The following is a 21207-nucleotide window of genomic DNA, read 5'->3' on the forward strand; positions in this document are numbered from 1 at the left end:
TTGAAACTTGGTCGGGATTGAAGCACCCTGCGGGATTCTTGCGCGTCCCAGGTGCGACAGGGCGGTTTTGCGAGAAGCCTGCCCGCCCCCCCTTCCAGGAAGGACCCTCATGAGTTTTTCTGACCAATCCCTGCGCGCCAAGCTGCTCGGCGGCTTCGGCATCGTGCTGCTGCTCGCGGTCTTCGTCGTGCTGTTTGCCATCCAGCAGCTCGGGCGCGTCAACCGGGCCTCCACCGAGATCGCGGGCGGCTATCTGCCCGCAGTGCTGGCGACGAGCGAGATCAACACCAACACGGCGGATTTCCGCAACGCACAGTTCGAGCACGTGGTGACGGAAGACCCGGGCAAGATGGACGGCTTCGAGAAGGACATGGCGCGGGTGCTGGGCCAGCTGGACGACAACCGCAAGCACTATGTGGCGCTCATAGGCGGCGACGAGGAGCGGCGCCTCTGGGAACGCTTCGAGGCGGAGTGGCGCAAGTACCTGGCCGTGCAGCCCGAGCTGCTGAAGCTGTCGCGCTCCCAGCAGACGACGCAGGCCCAGGCCCTGCTCGACGGCGAAGCGGGGCAGAGTTACCGGCGCTCCAGCGACTACCTGGAAGAGCTGATCCGCTTCAACCGCGCGAGGGCCGACCAGGCCAGCCGCGACGCGGACGCGCTCTACGGCAGTGCCCGCCTGATGCTCGTCGTGGCGTTGCTTGTGATGCTGGCCATGGGCGTCGGCATCGGCTGGCTGCTGAGCGGGCGCATCGCCGGCGACGTGGGGCGCGCCCAGCGCGCCGTGGAATCGATCGCCGACGGAAACCTGGACAACGACATCCGGGCGACGGGCCGCGATGAGGTCGGCCGCATGCTGACCGCGCTGGCCGGCATGCAGACGCGGCTGGCCGGCATCGTCTCGGGTGTGCGCAGCAACGCCGAGAGCGTGGCGACGGCCAGCGGCCAGATCGCGCAGGGCAACAACGACCTCAGCCAGCGCACCGAGGAGCAGGCCAGCGCGCTGCAGCAGACCGCGGCGACCATGGACGAGCTGAGTTCCACTGTGCGCAACAACGCCGACAACGCCCGCCAGGCCAACCAGCTCGCGCTTGGCGCGTCCAACGTGGCGAAGCAGGGGGGCGAGGTCGTCGGGCAGGTCGTCGAGACGATGCGGGGCATCAACGAGAGCTCGCGCAAGATCGCCGACATCCTCGGCGTCATCGACGGCATCGCCTTCCAGACCAACATCCTGGCGCTGAACGCCGCCGTCGAGGCGGCGCGTGCGGGCGAGCAGGGCCGGGGCTTCGCGGTCGTCGCGGGCGAGGTGCGCACGCTGGCCCAGCGCAGCGCCGAGGCGGCCAAGGAGATCAAGGCGCTGATAGGCACGAGCGTGGAGCGCGTGGAGCTGGGCACCGCCCAGGTGGACAAGGCCGGCGCGACGATGACGGAGATCGTGAATGCGATCCGCCGCGTGAGCGACATCGTCGGCGAGATCAGCTCGGCCAGCAGCGAGCAGGCGACGGGCGTGGGCCAGGTCAGCGATGCCATCACGCAGATGGACAAGGTCACGCAGCAGAACGCCGCCCTCGTCGAGGAAGGGGCTGCCGCAGCGATCAGCCTGCGCGATCAGGCGGCGGCGCTGGTCACGTCGGTGGCGGGCTTCAAGCTGGGCGCAGGGGAGCGCAAGGCTTCGTGAGCTTGCGCGGTGGCGCGCGTCAGGACTGCGGGGCGTCCAGCGGGTAGCGCGTGCAGCCCAGCCGCTCGGAGATGTCGCGGCTGGCGGCCTGCAGCATCTTGACGACCTCGGGGGCCTTGGCCTCGTCGAAGCGGAAGGTCGGGAAGGACACGCTCATGCCGGCGATGGGCTGGCCCAGGCGGTCGAAGATGGGCACGCCCAGGCAGCGGATGTGGTCGTCGAATTCCTCGCGGTCCTCGCCGAAACCCTGCTTCTTGACCTGCTCCAGCTCGGCCAGGAAGGCCGGGCGGGTGGTGATGGTCTTGTCGCGAAAGCGCTTGAACCCGGCCCCATCCAGGATGCGGTCGCGGCGCTCGGGATGCTCCCAGGCCATCAGCACCTTGCCGATGGCCGTGCAGTGCAGCGGTGCGCGACGGCCCACGCGCGAGTACATGCCCAGCATGTGTCGCGAGTCCACCTTGTGGATGTAGATGATCTCGCTGTCGATGAGGCTGCCCAGGTGGACGGTCTCGCCGGTGGCATCGGCCAGCATCTGCATGGGGTGCTTGGCCAGATCGACGAGGTCGGGCGAGGGCAGGGCCTTGGCGCCGATCTCGAACATGCGCATGGCCAGGCGGTAGCGCTCGCTGTCGGCCTCCTGGCGCACATAGCCCAGGCTCTTCATCGTCTGCAGGAAGCGGTAGACCGTGGCCTTGGGCATGGCCAGGCGCACGGAGAGGTCCGTGATACCGATGTCGCTGCGTTCTCCCAGTGCATTCAGGATGGCGAACACCTTGAGTACCGCGGCGACCGATTCCGGTTGTTTCGAATCACCAATGTCTTCATCCATCGTTCTGATTCTTTCGGACGCTTGTTCCAGGATGTGGGAGCCGGATTCTGACTCAGGCCCGGCGCGGTCCGGCACCGGCGCGGATTTGCTCAACAAGACGATTGGGTTCGGCGGAGCGCAGCGCGGCGGTGTCGTAGAACGCCTCTGGTGCCCAGCCGACATCGGCAGACAGGGTTTCCACGGGGTGGGCGGCGCGCCAGGCGGCCAGCAGATCCACCGGCCGGCCGTTCAAGCGGCTGCCGCGGTCGAGGAAGGCGCTGCCCTTGAGGCGGCGGATCAACTGCTCGGCGCGGATGCCGGCCGGCAGCTCCCAGGCGTTGGACTCGCTGACGATGCGGGACTGGATGCCCACGCCCAGCGAGTAGCCGAAGTCCTCGGCGCGGTCGGCGCTGAACAGGTTGCTGGCGACATGCACGCGGCCGAAACGCACCCGTGGCGTGCGCTCCTTGCAGGCATGGAAGTGGTTGTGGTGCAGGGTCACGCGCAGCTTGCCGTCGTCGCTGGTCTTGGTGTCGCTGCTGCCGATCAGCATGGTCTTGTCGTGAGCCTGGAAGCGGCACCAGGAGACGGTGACGAGGTCGCTCTGGTTGGTGATGTCCAGCAGGCCGTCGTGGTGCTGCACGCGCTGGCCCAGGCGGATGGGCTCGAGCCGGTCGGGGCGGTTGCCGTCGTCGAAGTGGCAGTGGTCCACCCAGACGCGTTCGGCCGTGCGCAGCGACAGGTTGTCGTACTCCGAGTTCCATTCGCCGTGGCCGTTGTCGCGCGGCTGCCAGTCGGGGAAATGGTCGTAGGCGTCGGAGAAGCGCAGGTCGCGGATGACGATGTTGTGGACCTTGTCCAGCAGCACCATGCCGTGCTGGAAGCCGGCGCCCGGCGCGGCGCCCAGCAGCGTGGTGTTGGAAGGCAGCCGCACGGTGCAGGCCAGGGCCTGGCGCCTGGCGGAGCGCTTGCGCGCGTCTTCCTGGGGGCCTGTGGGGTCGTCACGGCCCCAGGTGGCGGGATCGTAGGCGCGGTCGAAGGCCTCGACGCTGAACTCGGGGTCGCGGAAGGCCTCGGCGCCGCCGGGGCACAGGTCGATGAAGGCGTGGATGCGGATGATCTTGGGCGTGTCGCCCAGGGCCAGCGCACGGTCCAGGCCGGCGCGGTCATGCACGTCGAGGACATGTTCCGGCCTGGCGTCGGCGCCGCCCGTCGTCTTGCCGGCGCTGGCCCAGCCCAGCGGCAGCTCGGCCGGGGCGGACGCACTGGACGCACTGGACGGGGTGGGCGGCGTGCCGGCACAGCCGCCCAGCACGGAGATGCCCGCAAGGGCGAGGACGTGGCGGCGATGGAGCGTCATGGGCGGTTGTTGAACTCGTGGAGCCGGTTGGTGCTGGCGTCGAAGGGGCGGCGCGAGGTGCTGGCGGCCCAGGGGCCGATGTGGGCACCGATCTCGCTGTCGCGCACGACGGCCACGCCGTTGGGGCTGGTGCCGGCGATCCAGGTGCCGGCCTTGACGCCGGCGTCCCAGGCGCGGCCGATGGATGTGCCACCCGGCGCGATGCCGGGCTCGCCGACCAGGCGGCTGTGCGTGACGAGGAAGCCCTGGGTCACGTCCGGTGCCGTGCTGGGCGCGAGGATGATGCCGCCGTGGCCGGGCGTGCGGCGGTTGGCACGGGTCAGGATGGTGGAGTGCTCGATGACCAGCACGGCGTTGCCGAAGATGAAGTCCACGTCGCCGGCAATGAGGCTGTGGCGCACCAGTTGGCGGGCCGGCGCGTCGGGCGCGCGGCGCTTGGCGTAGAGGGTGTCCTGGTGACCCAGCAGGCGCACGCCGTCGAGCTGGATGCGGTCGCCCATCAGCGTCAGTGCCACGGCCTGGGCGCCACCGCTCTCACCGACGCCCTTCGGGTAGGCCTCGCCGCGGCGCACGCCGTCCATGGCATCGTTGGCGACGGTCAGCGAGATCAGCTGCACGTCGTCGCTGGCCACCAGCATGCTGGTGCTGCCGCTGGTGCCTATCGTCGTCTTGCCCAGCTCGGGCCAGCAGGGGTGGGCGGCCTCGTTCTCGGCCTTGGGCTTGCCGGAGAAGCGGTTGTCCACCAGCACGACGGCGCTTGCGTCCAGCGCCGCGCCGACGAGGGCAAGGGGTGCCTTGTCCTTGATGCACAGGGGGCCGCGGTAGGTGCCCGGCAGGAGCTGGATGACCCAGCGCCTGCTGCCGGCCTTGCCCTGGTCCGGCACCTTGTCCGGCACCTGGTCGATGGCGGCCTGCACCGACTCGCCCGGCTTGACGACGAAGTCCGCTGCCGACGTGGCCAGATCGGCCAGCGGCGCGGGCTTCCAGTCGCCGAGGTAGGCGGCCACCGTGTGGGCCGCAGCCTGCTCGGGCGTGAGCTGTGGGCGGGGCTGGGCCTGGCTCTCGCCGGTGACCAGCAGCAGGGCCAGCGCGAGCAGCGGCTTCACAGGTCGGCCAGGTAGAGGGCCGGTTCGACGCCGTTCGCGCGCTCCTTGTCGCAGCTGAACAGCACCTGCTTCTCGTCGGGCGTGAAGCTGGGGTGGGGATGGGTGACCTGGCGGCTGTCCTTGTAGACGTCCCAGCCACTGTCGTGGCGGGCGACGGGGCGCGTGGTGCCGCTCTTCAGGTCGAACAGGTGCAGATAGGGGTCGCCCACCAGCATCTCGTTGTCGCCGCTGCTGGCCTTGCCGCAACCGTCGCCGACGATGAGGGTGCCGTCGAAGTTGCTCATCAGGTGCGAGCACTGCGGCATGGCGGTCAGCACCTTGTTCTCCAGCGTGACCGGATCCAGGCTGCAGATCCAGCGCTCGGGCGACTTGTCGTTGTAGCTCACGTAGATCATGGCGCTGCCGTCCGGCACCCAGAACTCGTGCGTGCAGCTCTCGCCGTCGGTGTGCTCCTTGCCACAGCGGCGATGGGTCCCGTCTTCGTTGATGAACCACATGCGCGCGTCGATGAGGTCGTGCGGACCTTCGTGGCAGTACGCCACCGTGTTGTCGTCAAAGGGCCGGTACTGGGGGTGGCCCAGCCAGCCACGCTGCTCCAGAATGACGGTGCGCTGGCCTTTCCTCGGTCCTTCGAGGTCCACCGAGAACAGCCGGCACAGCGGCTTCTTGTGGAACATCTCGTTGAACTTCTGCCAGGTGTTCAGCGGGAACCAGTCGGCGGCGGCGATCTCGATGCCGACCATCTTGGTGCAGGCACTGTTGGCCACCCAGGTGCCATAGCCCACCCAGCCGTTCGGCACGACGTAGGCGACCTCTTCCTTCAGCGTGGCCAGCTCCAGCCGGATCAGGTTGCGATCGCCGCGCACGAAGTAGACGAAACGGTCATCGGGGCTCATGAAGGCGCCGAAGGTGTTCTCGCGCGCGCCGTCGGTGAGCTGGATGGCGGTCTGCGAGGGCAGGTCCAGCAGATGCAGGTTCCAGTTGGGGCTGGGCTCGGGGCCGAACTCGCCGCCGAACATCAGCTTCGTGCCGTCGTTGGTGAAGCACTTCTGATAGAAGTAGTTGCGGTGACAGGTCACTTCGGGCGGCGTCAGCCGCGTGACGCGGGCGCCGGTGTCGGGGTCCTCGCGGGTGAGGAACTGGAACTTGCGTTCGGTGGACTTCATGGTGTTCAGGCGTGCTGAAGGTTGGTGTGCCGGCGCATTGCCGGTGCGCCGAGCGGATGGAGCGGGAGCGAGGCCGGGCGCGACTGCTCCGTGTCCCCCGCGCCGACGCGCTCGTCGCGACTTGCCGCTTTCATTGGATCCTCTGCAGCAGGGCGTTGCCCTCTTCGACGAGCCGGCGCGCGGCATCGGCGTCGCTGGTCTTGTTGTAGGCGATGGTCTCGAAGACCTCGCGCATGAATTTCTGGAAGCGCGCGTGCTCGAACAGCGGCGCGGGGCGGATGAGGCGGCCGGCGTCGCGCTGGGCCTGGATCTGGTCATGCGCGGCCAGCTCCAGCGGCGGCAGGCCGCCGGCCTTTTGCAGCACGGCCAGCGCCCCTTTGGCGCTGGGCAGGCCGCGCGTGCGGCCGAGCAGCCGGGCGGCCTCGGGGTCGGTCAGCAGGAAGTTCATCAGCTTGGCCGCCAGCTCGGCCTGCTTGCAGTTGCGGCCTATGGTGTACATGACCGTCGGCCGGCCGAACAGGCCGCTGTCCTTGCTGCCTTCAAGCGTCGGGAAGGCGCCCAGGGCCAGCTTCTCGCCCGGCGCCAGCGTGGAGCCGCGCAGCGCGATGACCGAGTCCCAGGTGTAGTTGCCGGCCCAGCGGCCGGACACCCAGTCGGGCTGCTGCTCGGTGGGCTTCTCGGCGCCGCCCAGGCTGGCTCGCAGCGGCAACGGCGTGGCGACATGGCTGTCGATGATGCGCTTGTAGGTCTTGACCCACTCCAGCGCGGCGGCCGGGCTCATCGCGACGCGCGGCTTGGCCGGATCGACGAAGGGCATGCCGTGCTTTTGCTGGATGTAGCTCTGCGACAGCAGGATCATGTCGTAGAGCTCACCGTCCAGCGGGTAGGCCGAGTCGCCCAGCTTGGCGCGAAAGACGGGGCCGGTGGCGAAGAGCTCGTCCCAGGTCTGCGGCAGTGCCAGGCCCGCGCGGCCGAAGGCGGTCTGGTTCCACAGGAAGATGCGGGCGCTGAAGGAGGTGGGCAGCGCGTTGAGCTTGCCGGCCACGCGGCCGTAGGCGAGGTCGTCCTCGGTGAACTGGTCCAGCGACAGTTCCTTGGCGACGCCGTTCAGGTCGGTGAAGCCGTTGCCGCGCTTGCTGAACATGGCAAGCCATGCCCAGTTGATCTGCATCACGTCGGGCTCGGAGCGGCCGGCGATCTGGGTGGTGAGGCGCTCCAGGTAGCCGTTGAAGCCCATGTACTCGGCCTTCACGCGCACGCCGTAGCGCTGCTCGAAGACCTTGAGTGCGGCCAGCGTGGCCTGGTGCCGGCTGGCGCCACCCCACCAGGCGAAGCGCAGCACGGGGCGCTCCTGCGCATGGACGAAGGGCGCGCCCAGCGCGGCGGCGCTGGCGATAAGGGTGCGGCGGTTCAGGCTCATGCGAGGAGGCTCGGGCCGTCGTCGCCGGCTGCGAACAGATGCGCGTGGTTCATCTGGAAGTGCAAGCTCAGGGCCGAGCCGCGGGGCAGGGCGGCCAGGGCCGCGCCATCCTCGGCCGGCACCCGGGCACTGAAGGCCACGCCGCCGACGTCGAAGTACGTGAAGACCTCGGCGCCCATGTGCTCGCAGAACTTCAGCGTGGCCTGCACGGCGGCGCTGCCGGGCTTGGCGCCCAAGCCAATGTGTTCGGGGCGCAGGCCGAACTGCACCGCGCCGTTGGCCGTGGGCTTGAAGCGGTGGGCCGGCAGCGCCAGGCGCACGCCGCCCAGCTCGACGGCGCCGTCGGCGAGCGTCGCGTTGACGATGTTCATCTCGGGCGAGCCGATGAAGCTGGCGACGAAGGCATTGGCCGGCCGGTCATACAGCGCAGTGGGCGTGTCCACCTGCTGGATGACACCGGCCTTGAGCACGCAGATGCGCTCGCCCATGGTCATGGCCTCGGTCTGGTCGTGCGTGACGTAGATGGTGGTGGCCGGCTGGCCGGCGTCGCGCAGCGACCGGTGCAGCTCGGTCAGGCGCACGCGCATCGCGGCGCGCAGCTTGGCGTCGAGGTTGGACAGCGGCTCGTCGAACAGGAAGACTTCGGGCTTCTTGACGATGGCGCGGCCCACCGCCACGCGCTGGGCCTGGCCGCCCGACAACTGCTTGGGGTAGCGCGTCAGCAGGTGCTCCATCTCCAGCAGCTGGGCGGCGTGGCGCACGCGTTGGTCCAGTTCGGCCTTGGACGTCTTCGCCAGCTTCAGCCCGAAGGCCAGGTTGTCGTAGACCGTCATGTGCGGATAGAGCGCGTAGTTCTGGAACACCATCGCGATGCCGCGGCCCTTGGGCGGCAGGTCGTTGACGACGCGGCCACCGATGTGCAGCTCGCCGCCGCTGATGGACTCCAGCCCCGCCACCATGCGCAGCAGCGTGGACTTGGCGCAGCCCGAGGGACCGACGAAGACCATGAACTCGCCGTCGCGTACGTCGAGGTCGACGCCGTGTACGGCCTTGAAACCATTCGGGTAGGTCTTCTCGACCTTGCGCAAGGAAACAGCGGCCACGGCCTTATCCCTTCACGCCACTGCTGGTGGCGCCTTCGATGAAATGCTTCTGGGCGGCGAAGAACACCGCGACGGACGGGATCAGCGCGACGACCGAGATCGCGATGACGTTGGCCCACTCGACCTCCTCGGTGGCGCCTATGCTCATCTTGAGCGCCAGGCTGACCGGGTACTTCTCGACCGAGGCGAGGTAGATCAGCGGCCCCATGAAGTCGTTCATGGTCCAGATGAACTGGAACACGATGACCGAGATGATGGCCGGCTTGAGCAGCGGCACGATGATGTGCCAGAGCAGCTGCAGCGCGTTGCAGCCGTCGATCAGCGCGGCTTCCTCCATGTCGCGCGGGATGCCGCGCAGGAACTGCACCAGCATGAAGACGAAGAAGGTGTCGGTGGCGAAGGCCGAGGGCACGATCAGCGGCAGGTAGCTGTCCAGCCAGCCCAGTTCGCGGAACACCAGGTACTGCGGCAGGCGCAGCACGATCAGCGGCAGCATCATCGTGCCGACCATGATGCTGAACAGGATCTTCTTGCCCCAGAACTCGAAGCGGGCGAAGGCATAGGCCACCAGCACGCAGGAGATCACCGTCACGATGATGCGCGGGATGGTGATGAGGAAGCTGTTCAGAAAGTAGGTCGCGAAGGTGTACTCGGTGCTGGTCTTCCACCCCTTGGCGTAGGCGTCCAGCGAGAACTTGCTGGGCCAGAAGCCGGCCGACGTGAAGATCTCGCTGTTGCTCTTGAAGGAGGCGCCCACCAGCCACAGCAGCGGGTAGAGCATGACGATGGCCGTCGCGCCCAGCATCAGGTAGCGCAGCCAGGGCGTCCTGCCGTCGTCGCCCACGGCGCGTTCATTCATTTCTGCGGCGGCGCTCACTTGCGGCTCTCCTTCTCACCGGCGTAGAAGACCCAGTACTTGCTGCTCCAGAACGAGATCGCGGCGAGGCCCGCGACCAGCGCGAACAGCACCCAGCTCAGCGCTGCGCCATAGCCCAGGTTGAAGAAGCGAAAGCTCTGGTCGTAGATGTAGAGCGCCAGCACATAGGTGGAATGCAGCGGGCCGCCCTCCGTGATCAGGTAGGGGCCGTTGAACTCCTGGAAGGCATGCACCATCTGCATGATCAGGTTGAAGAAGATGACCGGCGTGATCAGCGGCACCGTGATCTTCCAGAACTGCTGGCCCGTGCTGGCACCGTCGATCTCGGCGGCCTCGTACAGCGACTTGGGCACGTTCTGCAGTGCGGCCAGGAAGATGACGCAGGCCGAGCCGAACTGCCAGGTGAACAGCAGCACGATGGTCCACATCGAGTAGTGCTCGTCGGCCAGCCAGGGGATGGGCTCCAGGCCCAGCTTGGCCAGGATGATGTTGACCAGGCCGTACTTGGCGAACACGAAGCGCCACAGCACCGCCACCGCGATGGATCCACCCAGGATGGACGGGATGTAGAAGGCAGCGCGAAAGGCGTTGATGCCCCTGAGGCGGAAGTTCAGCACCTGGGCCACGACAAGCGCGAAGCCCACCCGCAGCGGCACCGCCAGCAGCGCGAAGGTCAGCGTGACGCCCAGCGACTTCGTGAACAGCGGGTCGCCGCCCAGCATCTCCTCGTAGTTGCGCAGGCCCACCCACTCGGGCGGGTCGATCAGGTCGTACTGCGTGAAGCTGAGCGCGAAGCTCATCACGAAGGGAAAGGCCTTGAACAACAGCACGCCCAGCACGAATGGCAGGACGAACATGAAGCCCAGCTTTTTGTTCTCGTACATCGCCCGGTGTCTCCGTCCGAGGCTGTTATTCACGGGCCCGCCGTGGGCGGGCCTCGTACTGCGGATGCGTTTTAGCGGGCGAGCCAGCCGCCGTCCACGGCGACGGTGTAGCCGTTGACATAGTCCGACGCCGGCGACGCCAGGAACACCACCGGGCCGGCCAGGTCCTCGGGCTTGCCCCAGCGGGCGGCGGGGATGCGCTCGAGGATGGCGCTGTTGCGCTGCTCGTCGGCGCGCAGCGCCGCGGTGTTGTTGGTGGCCATGTAGCCCGGGGCGATGGCGTTCACGTTGATGCCGTGGGAGGCCCACTCGTTGGCCATCAGCCGCGTGATGCCCATGACGCCGCTCTTGCTGGCGGTGTAGGAGGGCACGCGGATGCCGCCCTGGAAGCTCAGCATCGAGGCGATGTTGACGATCTTGCCGCCCGTGCCCTGGGCCATGAAGACCTTGGCCACGGCCTGCGACAGGAAGAACACCGACTTCAGGTTCAGGTCCATCACGTCGTCCCAGTCGGCCTCGGAGAACTTGATGGCGTCCTCACGCCGGATGATGCCGGCGTTGTTGACCAGGATGTGCACCGCGCCGTTGAAGGCCTTGGCCTGGGCGACGAGGTCGGGGATGCAGCTGACGTCGCCCAGATTGGCCCGCAGGTCCAGGAAGCGGCGGCCCAGCGCTTCGACGGCCGCCTTGGTCTCGTCGGGCTCGGTGACGTTGACGCCGACCACGTCGGCGCCGGCCTGGGCGAGCGCGAGGGCCATGCCCTGGCCCAGGCCCGTGTTGCAGCCGGTCACGATGGCCGTCTTGCCGGCCAGATTGAAGTTCTGAAGAACCATGTCTTTGTCCAAGGTGCGTAGGGCACCGGTTGTGCAGGCCCCGGCGTGGCTGCAGGGGTTGGGAATCGGTTGAAACGCAGTTCCACTTTTCCGACGTCGCGACTTTAGTCACGCGGCAAGTGTTGCGGAATCATGGTTTCTAATTAGTGAACCGATGTTCCGAATTTTGCATCTTCCACCTATCATCGTCCACAAGCCAGACCAAGCAAGCACAACCATGAGCAGTTACATCCTCAGCGACGACGCGCCTTGGACCGGAATCGGCGACGGCGCCCCGCTGCTCGACCAGTTTTCCGCTCGTCGCAACGGCTGCCTGTAGTCGTCGGCGACAACAGCCGGCGCTCGCACTGCAGCGTCGCCGGACCAGAAATCAAAGGGTGCCCTGCGTGCGCCCAGGCTCAATTGCCCTCGCATAACCCGAGAGCCGCCAGCGCGTCGCGCCCAGGTGGCCTTGCACCAGGAGACATCACATGCCCTCGTTCCGTCCGTCCCGCCGCCTGGCCCTGAGCCCGGTGGCTCTGGCCGCCACCCTCGCCACGCTGTCCGCCGCATCTGCCTCTGCCCAGACCGCGCCGGCCGACGCGGCCAAGAACCAGCTGGAAACCGTCACCGTGACGGGCATCCGCGCCTCGCTGGAGAGCGCGCTGAACGCCAAGCGCCAGGACAAGGGCATCGTCGACGTCATCAAGTCCGAGGACATCGCCAAGTTCCCCGACACCAACCTGGCCGAGTCGCTGCAGCGCGTGCCGGGCGTGGTCATCGACCGCGATGCCGGCGAGGGCCGCAACATCACCGTGCGCGGCCTGGGCGCCGACTTCACGCGTGTACGCATCAACGGCATCGAGGCGCTGGCGACCACCGGCGGCACCGACAGCTCCGGCGGCGCCAACCGCAGCCGCGGCTTCGACTTCAACGTGTTCGCGGCCGAGCTCTTCAACAGCCTGACGGTGCGCAAGAGCAACCAGGCCGACATCGACGAGGGCTCGCTGGGCGCCACGGTGGACCTGCAGGCCGCGCGCCCGTTTGACCTGAAGAAGTTCGTCGCGACCGCATCGCTGAAGGGGCGCTACAACGACCTGATCGGCAAGACCGACCCGCGCGCGGCCTTCCTCGTGTCCAACACCTTCGCCAACAACACCTTCGGCGTGCTGGTGTCGGGCGCGCTGTCCAAGCGCCGCCTGTACGAAGAGGGCTTCTCCACCGTGCGCTGGGACAACGGCGCCTCGTCCGGCGGCTGGTGCGCACCTGGTACCGGCAACTGCGGCACGGGCGGCGTGGCGTCGATTCCGAGCTCGCTGCCGCCCGCCAAGCTGCCCGCGACGGCGGACAACCTGGCCACCTACAACACCGCCAGCAGCGCCAACAACTTCCACCCGCGCCTGCCGCGCTACGGCCGCCTGACGCACGACCAGGACCGCGTGGGCCTGACCGGCTCCGTGCAATGGCGCCCGGCCGACACGACCACCGTCAGCCTGGACCTGCTGTACTCCAAGCTCAAGGCCACGCGCCAGGAGGACTTCCTCGAGGCCATCTCCTTCAGCCGCACGGCCGCCCAGGGCGGCAAGCCGCAGACCAGCGTGGTCGAGTCGCAGTACGACGCCAACGGCGCGCTGCTTTACGGCAAGTACAACGGCGTGGACGTGCGTGCCGAATCGCGCTACGACGAACTCTCCACCACGTTCACCCAGCCCACGCTGACCGTCGAGCACGAGTTCACCGACACGCTGCGTGCCCAGGTCAAGCTCGGCCGCGCAGAGTCCAAGTTCCGCAACCCGGTGCAGACGACGACGACGCTGGACGCGCTGAACGTCAACGGCTACGCGATCGACTTCCGCGGCAACGACCGCCTGCCCGTCATCAGCTACCCCTTCGACGTGACGTCGGCCAGCGGCCCGCTGCAGATCGTCGGCGTGCCCGTGGCGACCAGCGGCACCCAGGCCACCACCGTCACCAACGCGACCACCAGCGAGATCCGCATCCGTCCCCAGGGTGCCAACAACCGCAACGACGTGGCCCAGATCGACCTGACCTGGGAGCCCATGGACAACTTCCTGCTCAAGGGCGGTGTCCAGCACAAGCGCTACAAGTTCGACACCTACGAATTCCGCCGCATCAACCAGAACGACACCATCTTCGCGCCGGCCTCCACGGCAGGCCTGACGACGACGCTGACCGGTTTCGGCAAGGGCCTGTCCCTGCCGGGCGGCGTGGCCACCTCCTGGGTCATCCCGGACCTGAAGGCCATCGTGGCGGCCTATGACATCTACTGCAACTGCCTGAAGAGCGGTCCGGTCGGCGGCCCCGGCGACTTCACGCTGTCGTCCACCACCAACGGCAACGCCCGCGGCAACAACCGCGCCGTGCAGGAAACCGACCAGGGCGGCTACCTGATGGCCGAGTTCACGCGCCGCCCCTTCGGCATCAAGGTGGACGGCAACGTCGGCGTGCGCTACGTGACGACTGAGCAGATCGCCACCGGCTACCAGTCCATCGGCGGCGGCACCGAGGTCACCACCGTCAACAAGTACAGCGACACGCTGCCGGCCCTGAACCTGGCCGCCACCGTGGCGCCGGACGTCATCCTGCGCTTCGCGGCCGCCAAGGCCATGGCCCGCCCGCAGCTCGGCAACCTGAATCCCGGCGGCTCCATCGCCACGACCGGCACGCTCAGCATCACGGCCGGCAACCCCTACCTGAAGCCCTTCCGCGCCAAGACCTTCGACTTCAGCGCCGAGTGGTACCACGACCGCAACGGCTTCATCGGCCTGGGCCTGTTCCAGAAGAACATCGACACCTACATCCAGAGCCTGCGCACCAACATCGCGTTCAAGGACTCCGGCCTGCCGCTGTCGCTGCTGCCGTCCAACTTCACGGGCGACGAGATCTTCCAGTACACGACGCCGATCAACACCCCCGGGGGCAAGCTCAAGGGCTTCGAGATCAACTTCCAGCAGCCCTTCAACTTCCTGCCGGGCTGGGGCAAGAACTTCGGCGTGCTGCTGAACTACACCAAGGTGCAGTCCAAGATCACCTACCTGGTCTCGCCCACCAGCAACAGCGTCATCGTGGACGACCTGATCAACATGTCGCCCACGTCGGCCAACGGCACGCTGTACTACGACGACGGCACCTTCAGCGCCCGCGTGTCCCTGTCCAAGCGCTCGTCCTTCCTGACCCGCGTGCCGGGCCAGAACAACAACGACGTCGAAGGCAAGAACGGCACCAAGAACGTGGACCTTTCGCTGAGCTACAAGGTCACGCCCAACCTGGACCTGACGCTGGAAGGCGTGAACCTGACCAACGAGGCCAATGACCAGTTCATCAGCCGCGCCCGCAACAGCTCGGTGGTCTATCACGTGACCGGCCGCGAGTACCTGATCGGTGCCCGCTACAAGTTCTAAGCCGCGCCTGGCCTAGACAAGAGAAGGGCGCCGGCCTGTCGTCGGTGTCCCTTTTTCATGGGCGGGACCCTGCTGGTCCCCGGACTTGAGCAAGAAGCGTCGGCCGCCCCGAAGGGGCGAGCCAGACCTCAGTACGGAGACAAGCATGACCCCCAAGACCCTCGTGGTCGCGGCTGCCGCATGGCTGGCCGTGACCGCCGCACAGGCTGCCGACAGCCTTCCCGCGGGCACCTTCATCACCGGCCAGGTCAGCGGCGCCAGCCAGACGCTGCTGGGACTGGACCACCTGTTCGCGGACGAGCCCGGCAGCAACACCACCGCGCTCGCGGCGGACGACCTGGAGTTCATCACCGCCGATGCGCAAGTCGCCATCGACTTCTTCGCCGACGGCCGGGTGCAGGTCTGGAACAACAGCGGCGCCACCGGCCTGGCCGGCAGCTACACGCTGACCTTCAGCTTCGCCGGCCTGGCCGCACCCATCACCGGTTTCACGCCGCTGGACCTGACGGGCGTCAACGGCGGCAGCGTCAGCCTGCAACTGCTGGACCCGCAGCGCATCAGCCTGACGCTGAACAACCTCAGCTTCACGGAGGAGTTCGGCAGCTTCACGACGCAGATCGCCATCAGCGCCGTGCCCGAGCCCGCCAGCGCGGCGCTGCTGGGTGCGGGGCTGGGCCTGCTGGTCCTGCGTCGTGCGAGGAGGCCCGCATGAAGGCCCTCCAGCCATTGCGCCGGCTGGGCAGCCTCGCCGCGCTGCTGCCCCTGGCCCTGGCCCTGCCGGCGCACGCCGTCGATGCCGCGCTGCAGACCGCACCCAGCGATGGATGGGGTGCGGGTACCGTCGGCGGCAGTGCCGCCACGCCCGACCACATCTACACGGTCCGCAACCGGGCAGAGCTGCTCAACGCGCTGGCCAATGCCGGCAACGCGCCCAAGATCATCAAGGTGGCCGGCACCATCGACATGACCGAGGGCACGCCCTTCGCGAGTACGGCCGACCAGAAGGTGCGCGCCCGCATCAAGCTGACGAGCAACACCACGCTGATCGGCGAAGGGCCCGGTGCAGGCTTCGTCAACGCCTGGATCGACATCGCCAGCGTCAGCCAGGTCATCGTGCGCAACCTGCACATCGTCGCGCCCTGCGACGTCGGCCCCGTCTGGGACCCGACCGACGGGGCCCTGGGCAACTGGAACTCCCAGTACGACGCCATCGGCATCGTGACGGCCACCCAGGTCTGGATCGACCGCAACACCATCACCGACGCGCCCGTCACCGACGACACGCTGCCCGTCGAGAACGGCAAGACCAAGCAGTGCCACGACGGTGCCATCGACGTCACCAAGGGCGCGGACCTCATCACCATCTCCTACAACGTCGTCACCCGGCATGACAAGTCCATGCTCATCGGCGGCTCCGACAGCCTGACGAGCGATGCGGGCAAGCTGCGCATCACCATCGCCAACAACGTCTTCGACGGCACCACGCAGCGCGTGCCACGCGTCCGTTTCGGCCAGGTCCACGTCCTCAACAACTACTTCGTCGGCAGCAAGACGGCCAGTCCCTACCCGCATTCCTACAGCGTGGGCGTGGGCAAGCAAGCCAACATCGTGTCGCACAACAACGTGTTCGCCATCGAGGGCGCGGCGGGCTGCGACAGCGTCGTGACCTACCCGAGCAGCGACCGCAGCGGCGTGTTCCAGGACAGCGGCTCCACGCTCAACGGTGCGCCGCTGGGTGGCTGCAGCGCGGTGGCCGGCACGGCCTTCACGCCGGGATATGCCTACAAGCCGCGACCGGTCGCCCTCGTCAAGTCCAACAACCTCGCCCTGGCCGGGGCCGGGAAGCTGACGACGCAGATCAGCGGCAACGGCAACGTCAGCGACGTGGCCGGCACCCGCGCCCCGGCTGCCAACGAAGCAGGCGTGCCCACCGACACGCGCCTGTCGCTGTCCTTCGACGCGCCCCCCGCCATCGGGACGACGGGCAAGGTCGGCATCTACCGCGCCAGCGACGACGCGCTGGTGGACAGCATCGACGTGAGCGTCGCGCCATCGGCCAGCGATACGCAGACAGTGCTGGCCCGCACCAACCTCGAGATCGACGCGCTCGGGCTGGGTGCCATGCCCGACGGCGCCACGTTCGCGCGCTACGTCTGGTATCGCCCGGTCAGCGTCAGTGGCAGCAAGGCATTGGTCAAGCTGCACAGCAACAAGCTGGATTTCGGCACGACCTACTACGTGACGATGGATGCGTCGGTGCTCGCCGGCACCATCAAGGGTGCCGCCTTCGCCGGCATCACCAAGGCCGATGGCTGGCGGTTCACGACGCGCGCCGCGCCCGCCAGCTTCACCGCCGTCACGGTGGACGACGACGGCACCGCGGCCGACTTCCGCACGCTGCAGGGGGCGCTGAACTGGGTCATGAAGAACTGCTCGACCAACAGTCCGGTGGCCAACGGCTGCAACACGGTCGCCACGCCCAAGACCATCCATCTGGCCAACGGCAGCTACCCCGAGCTCAACATCCTGCGCAAGGTCTCCAACCTCAGCATCGTCGGCGAGAGCCGTGACGGCGTCGTCGTGGGCGACGTGAACTTCGAGTCGCTGAACTCGGGCAGCGGCGCGAGCGCGGCGTCGGCCGGCACGGCGCTGAGCACTTCGGGCAAGACGCTGGGCCACCGGGTGCTCGGCGGCGGCCGCGCGTCCTTCCTCGTCGAGACATCGGACCTGCTGACGCTGCAGAACTTCACGCTTCAGAACCCCCACGTGCGCAGCAGCAGCTGGGACAACCAGGCCGAAGCCATCTACTTCAACACCAGCACGACGGCCGCGGCCGCGCGCCTGGTCGCCAAGCAGATGAACTTCCTGAGCCAGCAGGACACGCTGCAGCTCAAGGGCTACAGCTGGATCTACCAGTCCCTGGTCGCCGGCAACGTCGACTTCATCTGGGGCAGCGTGATGGCCAGCCTGTTCGAGGAGAGCGAGATCCGCTCGGTCGTCGACACCGGCAGCAACTCGGCCGGCTTCATCTTGCAGTCGCGCGCGACGGCGGGCGACAAGGGCTTCGTGTTCCTGAACAGCGCGCTGACGGCCGAGCCGGGCCTCATCGCCAGTGGCGGGCAGGCCTACCTTGCGCGCAGCGGCGGCACCGCGTCGACGACCTATGTCGACCACATCGCCTTCGTGAACACGCGCATGGGGCCGCACATCGTTCCCGCGGGCTGGTGCGTGGGCACCGGTACGAGCAAGACCGGCACCGGCACCGGCAACTGCGGCAGCAACCCGCCGCCCTGGGCCGGAACGGTCGATGGCGGCACGACCGATGCGGCCGGCTGGCGCGAGTTCGGCAGCATGGACCTGAGCGGTGCGCCGCTGGACATGGGAGGCCGCCTGGGCGTCGCCTCGGTCAAGGTCGCCAACGTGCCGACCAACATCCAGCTGGCCAAGTCGCTGGCCTCCGCCGACGGCCTGACCTCGCGTGCCGAGATCTTCCACAACTCGACCATCGCCACCGGTGCGCCCGGCGGCTGGGTCCCCGCGCCGTGACGGCCCGGCCATCGCTTTCGACACAGAAGAACCACGGAGACATGATGAACTTTCGACGTCTGCACACCCCCGCCCGACTGACTCTGTGCGCCAGTGCCGCACTGAGCCTGTGCGCCGGTGCTCACGCCCAGACCGCCGATGCCCCCGCGACGCTGGAGCGCATCCAGGTCACGGGCTCGTCCATCAAGCGCCTGGCCGGCGAGACCGCGCTGCCGGTGTCCACGGTCCGTTCGGAGGAGCTGGACGCCCGCGGCCACACGGAACTGAAGGACCTGGTGCTGGAGCTGCCGCAGTCTCAGTCGCTCGGCACCAACTCCGGCGCGGCCGGTCCCGTGCTGAACCTGCGCGGCCTCGGCCCCATGCGCACGCTCACGTTGCTCAATGGCCGGCGCATGGCCAACGAGCCGCTGCAGGACCAGTACGTCAGCGTCAACGTCATTCCCCGCATGGCGCTGGACCGCGCCGAGACGCTGCGTGATGGCGCCTCGTCCATCTATGGCTCCGACGCCATCGGTGGCGTGCAGAACTTCCTCACCTACAGCCAGTACAAGGGCGCCAAGATCAAGGTCGACCAGAACTCGCCCGAGCGCGGCGGCCACGGCGCGACCTACGCGCTGGGCCTGATCGGCGGCGTGGGCGACCTGGCCGCCGACGGCTGGAACATCTACGCGGCGTTCGACTACCAGACCAAGTCGGCCCTGTTCCAGGGTGACCGTCCGGAGCTGTACGACGGCTCGGCGCTGAACCAGCTCGGCCTGCTCGTCACGCCCAGCAACAAGAACCAGAGCCCCATCGCCAACTACGGCTTCAGCGCTTCCGCCAACAGCAACTACAACTCCAGCTTCGCGACGGGCTGCGTGGCACCCTATTCGCTGCCCACGCTGGGCGCCGGCAGCGTGGCGACCCCGGTCTCGTACAGCAACGCCGGCTGCTACCGCGACCCGAACTACTACACCGCGATCACGGACGGCAGCAGGATCAACACCATGTTCGGCAAGGCCAGCCTGAACCTCGGCAAAGGCCACAGCCTGAGCCTGGAGGTGCTGCACTCGGCCTTCACGGTCGAGAAGTACCGCGGCCTGCAGCTGCCCAGCAGCAACGAGCCGGCCACGACGTACACCATCCCGTCCACCAGCAAGTACTACCCCGGCAAGGGCATCACGCCACTGGTCAACGTCGTGGGCAGCAACACCGGCGCCAACTCGCCGGCCATGTACATCGACGCCACCAAGACGCCGGGCACGGTGACGCCGCTGAACATGAACAACCGGCTGGTGTACTTCCAGTGGGGGCCGGCCGAACTGGGCTCGGCCTACCGCAACGACGAGCAGATCAACGACCGCCTGGTGCTCAGCGCCGAAGGCACGTTCTGGAACACCGACTACCGCGTGGGCCTGAACTACGGCCATTCGCAGCGCGACACCCGCACCGGTGGCGGCTACATCCTCTACAGCAAGGCGCAGGAGGGCTTCACCAAGGGCATCCTCAACCCCTTCGGCCTGCAGGACGCGGCCGGCCTGGAGTACCTGAAGAGCATCGAGGTCCGCGACTACACCTACCGCTACAACGAAGCCTTCAACAAGGCCGTCGACGCGACGCTGACCCGCGAGCTGATGGACCTCGGTGGCGGCCCGCTGACGCTGGCCGTGTCGGGTGAGCTGCGGCGCGACGAGGCCAAGGTGCGCGCCGCGCCGCTGGACTACGTCGGCAAGCTGGCCGACGGCAGCTACAACATCAGCAGCGCTGGCGTCGTGCTCAAGGACGACATCGTCGGCGAGAACCCGACCGGCGTGGCGGCCACGCTGCATCGCAACATCCGCTCCGCGGTCGTCGAGCTGGACGCGCCGTTCACCAAGGCGTGGAGCGTCAACGGCGCCGTGCGTTCCGACAGCTACAGCGACCTCAAGAAGACGACGGTCAACCCCAAGTTGTCGGTGCGCTTCCAGCCCACGGCCGAGATGATGCTGCGCGCGTCGGCGAACACCGGCTTTCGCGCGCCCTCCATCATGGACATCCAGAACCCGACGCCCGAGGTGCGTCAGGTGGCCATGGACGACCCGGTGCTGTGCCCCAGCACGACGCCCACCACCACCAACACCGGCGTGCCGGTGGCGGCCTGGTCCGCGCCGGACAAGGTCGGCCTGGTCTGCAACGTGGTCACGGACTACTGGACAAAGTCGCCCGACAACAGCCACCTCAAGCCCGAGAAGTCCAAGGGCTGGAGCATCGGCGGAGCGTTCGAGCCTTTCCGCGGCCTGCTGGTGACGGCGGACTACTGGAGCATCAAGCTCAACGACGTGCTGGGCGCGCTGACGCTGGCCGAAGTGCAGCAGTCACCGGGCAAGTACGCCGCCAACATCCTGCGCAAGGCCGACGGCACCATCGACCACATCCTCACCAGCCAGGCCAACCGTGGTGACATGAACATGCGCGGCCTCGACGTCGCCGCCACCTACCAGCTGCGCACGGGCAGCTGGGGCACCTTCAACTTCAAGCTGGACGGCACCTACTACGACAAGTACGCCTTCTCGGTGGAGAAGGGCGGCGAGATGCTCGACGACGTCGGCATCCTGACCGCCGACGCCCGCTACACCGGTCCCAACATCGGCCTGGCCACCACGCAGCAGATCATCTACCGCTGGAAGCACACCGCCTCGGTGAACTGGCGCCTGGGCGGCTGGTCGACCCAGATCTCGCAGCGCTACAGCAGCGGCCTGACCGACCTGACCCCACGTGCGGGCTCCACCTACACCGACGTCAAGGCCTACAAGCAGTACAACTTGAGCGTGGCCTACAACGGCTTCAAGTCCCTGAAGGTCAGCGTGGGCATCAACAACGTCACCAACGTCAACCCGGCGCTGACGGCCAACACCAACTACAACGGCTACCTCACCAGCGGTGCCGACGTGCTGGGCCGCACCTTGCGCTTCGGTGCCGAGTACAGCTTCTTCTGAACCGGTTGCAGGCCATGGCGAGCAAGGGCCGGCCGGACCTTGCCCGCCGCTCAATAGCTGCTCCTTCGCTACTC

14 protein-coding genes are annotated in these 21207 nt (G+C 67.7%); 5 read left to right on the plus strand and 9 right to left on the minus strand.

The window, feature by feature from the left end:
• Nucleotides 1–109 precede the first annotated feature (109 nt).
• On the plus strand, nt 110–1675 hold the full coding sequence (locus tag QM732_RS03510; RefSeq protein WP_415654808.1) for a methyl-accepting chemotaxis protein: 1566 nt from the start codon (nt 110–112) through the stop codon (nt 1673–1675).
• 19 nt (nt 1676–1694) lie between these two features.
• Here the strand turns inward: QM732_RS03510 and kdgR are convergent, their stop codons facing one another.
• From kdgR to kduD, 9 genes are all read right to left on the minus strand, one after another.
• Nucleotides 1695–2504 carry a DNA-binding transcriptional regulator KdgR gene (gene kdgR, locus QM732_RS03515; protein WP_415654809.1) on the minus strand — a complete coding sequence of 270 codons (810 nt, stop codon included), beginning with the start codon at nt 2502–2504 and terminating at the stop codon, nt 1695–1697.
• Nucleotides 2505–2556: 52 nt separating this feature from the next.
• Complete coding sequence (locus QM732_RS03520) at nt 2557–3843, minus strand: pectate lyase family protein (RefSeq protein ID WP_415654810.1); 1287 nt, start codon at nt 3841–3843, stop codon at nt 2557–2559.
• The gene (locus QM732_RS03525; protein ID WP_415654811.1) at nt 3840–4949 is read right to left on the minus strand and encodes a pectinesterase family protein; all 1110 of its coding nucleotides are present in this window, start codon (nt 4947–4949) and stop codon (nt 3840–3842) included. The genes QM732_RS03520 and QM732_RS03525 overlap by 4 nt, the downstream gene beginning before the upstream one ends.
• The gene (locus tag QM732_RS03530; protein ID WP_415654812.1) at nt 4946–6115 is read right to left on the minus strand and encodes an oligogalacturonate lyase family protein; all 1170 of its coding nucleotides are present in this window, start codon (nt 6113–6115) and stop codon (nt 4946–4948) included. Before QM732_RS03530 ends, QM732_RS03525 begins: the two co-directional genes overlap by 4 nt.
• 130 nt (nt 6116–6245) lie before the next feature.
• Entirely contained in the window at nt 6246–7535 is a 1290-nt protein-coding gene (locus QM732_RS03535) for an ABC transporter substrate-binding protein (RefSeq protein WP_415654813.1), read from the minus strand.
• Complete coding sequence (locus tag QM732_RS03540; RefSeq protein WP_415654814.1) at nt 7532–8638, minus strand: ABC transporter ATP-binding protein; 1107 nt, start codon at nt 8636–8638, stop codon at nt 7532–7534. Before QM732_RS03540 ends, QM732_RS03535 begins: the two co-directional genes overlap by 4 nt.
• A gap of 4 nt (nt 8639–8642) precedes the next feature.
• Nucleotides 8643–9515 carry a carbohydrate ABC transporter permease gene (locus QM732_RS03545; protein ID WP_415654815.1) on the minus strand — a complete coding sequence of 291 codons (873 nt, stop codon included), beginning with the start codon at nt 9513–9515 and terminating at the stop codon, nt 8643–8645.
• The gene (locus QM732_RS03550; RefSeq protein WP_415654816.1) at nt 9512–10399 is read right to left on the minus strand and encodes a carbohydrate ABC transporter permease; all 888 of its coding nucleotides are present in this window, start codon (nt 10397–10399) and stop codon (nt 9512–9514) included. The genes QM732_RS03545 and QM732_RS03550 overlap by 4 nt, the downstream gene beginning before the upstream one ends.
• A gap of 71 nt (nt 10400–10470) precedes the next feature.
• Nucleotides 10471–11232, minus strand: a complete 762-nt coding sequence (gene kduD, locus QM732_RS03555; protein WP_415654817.1) for a 2-dehydro-3-deoxy-D-gluconate 5-dehydrogenase KduD — start codon at nt 11230–11232, stop codon at nt 10471–10473.
• A 470-nt stretch (nt 11233–11702) separates the two neighbouring features.
• Here kduD and QM732_RS03560 point away from each other — a divergent pair, with 470 nt between their 5' ends.
• The 4 genes from QM732_RS03560 (at nt 11703) to QM732_RS03575 (ending at nt 21133) form a co-directional block, all read left to right on the plus strand.
• Nucleotides 11703–14633, plus strand: coding sequence for a TonB-dependent receptor (locus QM732_RS03560; RefSeq protein WP_415654818.1), 2931 nt, complete (start codon nt 11703–11705; stop codon nt 14631–14633).
• Nucleotides 14634–14778: 145 nt separating this feature from the next.
• Nucleotides 14779–15345: a PEP-CTERM sorting domain-containing protein gene (locus tag QM732_RS03565; protein ID WP_415654819.1), complete on the plus strand. Its 567-nt coding sequence runs from the start codon at nt 14779–14781 to the stop codon at nt 15343–15345.
• Nucleotides 15342–18179, plus strand: coding sequence for a hypothetical protein (locus tag QM732_RS03570; protein ID WP_415654820.1), 2838 nt, complete (start codon nt 15342–15344; stop codon nt 18177–18179). The genes QM732_RS03565 and QM732_RS03570 overlap by 4 nt, the downstream gene beginning before the upstream one ends.
• A gap of 44 nt (nt 18180–18223) precedes the next feature.
• Nucleotides 18224–21133 (plus strand): TonB-dependent receptor domain-containing protein, encoded by a 2910-nt coding sequence (locus QM732_RS03575; RefSeq protein WP_415654821.1) that lies wholly within the window; start codon nt 18224–18226, stop codon nt 21131–21133.
• Nucleotides 21134–21207 lie beyond the last annotated feature (74 nt).

Origin of the sequence: Roseateles sp., from assembly GCF_047654805.1 — a bacterium.
GTDB lineage: Bacteria > Pseudomonadota > Gammaproteobacteria > Burkholderiales > Burkholderiaceae_C > Pelomonas.

Coding starts and splice junctions, on each gene's coding strand:
- kduD (WP_415654817.1), bottom strand. CDS start 11,232: ATGGTTCTTCAGAACTTCAATCTGGCCGGCAAGACGGCCATCGTGACC.
- kdgR (WP_415654809.1), bottom strand. CDS start 2,504: ATGGATGAAGACATTGGTGATTCGAAACAACCGGAATCGGTCGCCGCG.
- QM732_RS03560 (WP_415654818.1), top strand. CDS start 11,703: ATGCCCTCGTTCCGTCCGTCCCGCCGCCTGGCCCTGAGCCCGGTGGCT.
- QM732_RS03510 (WP_415654808.1), top strand. CDS start 110: ATGAGTTTTTCTGACCAATCCCTGCGCGCCAAGCTGCTCGGCGGCTTC.
- QM732_RS03520 (WP_415654810.1), bottom strand. CDS start 3,843: ATGACGCTCCATCGCCGCCACGTCCTCGCCCTTGCGGGCATCTCCGTG.
- QM732_RS03550 (WP_415654816.1), bottom strand. CDS start 10,399: ATGTACGAGAACAAAAAGCTGGGCTTCATGTTCGTCCTGCCATTCGTG.
- QM732_RS03575 (WP_415654821.1), top strand. CDS start 18,224: ATGAACTTTCGACGTCTGCACACCCCCGCCCGACTGACTCTGTGCGCC.
- QM732_RS03535 (WP_415654813.1), bottom strand. CDS start 7,535: ATGAGCCTGAACCGCCGCACCCTTATCGCCAGCGCCGCCGCGCTGGGC.
- QM732_RS03565 (WP_415654819.1), top strand. CDS start 14,779: ATGACCCCCAAGACCCTCGTGGTCGCGGCTGCCGCATGGCTGGCCGTG.
- QM732_RS03570 (WP_415654820.1), top strand. CDS start 15,342: ATGAAGGCCCTCCAGCCATTGCGCCGGCTGGGCAGCCTCGCCGCGCTG.
- QM732_RS03530 (WP_415654812.1), bottom strand. CDS start 6,115: ATGAAGTCCACCGAACGCAAGTTCCAGTTCCTCACCCGCGAGGACCCC.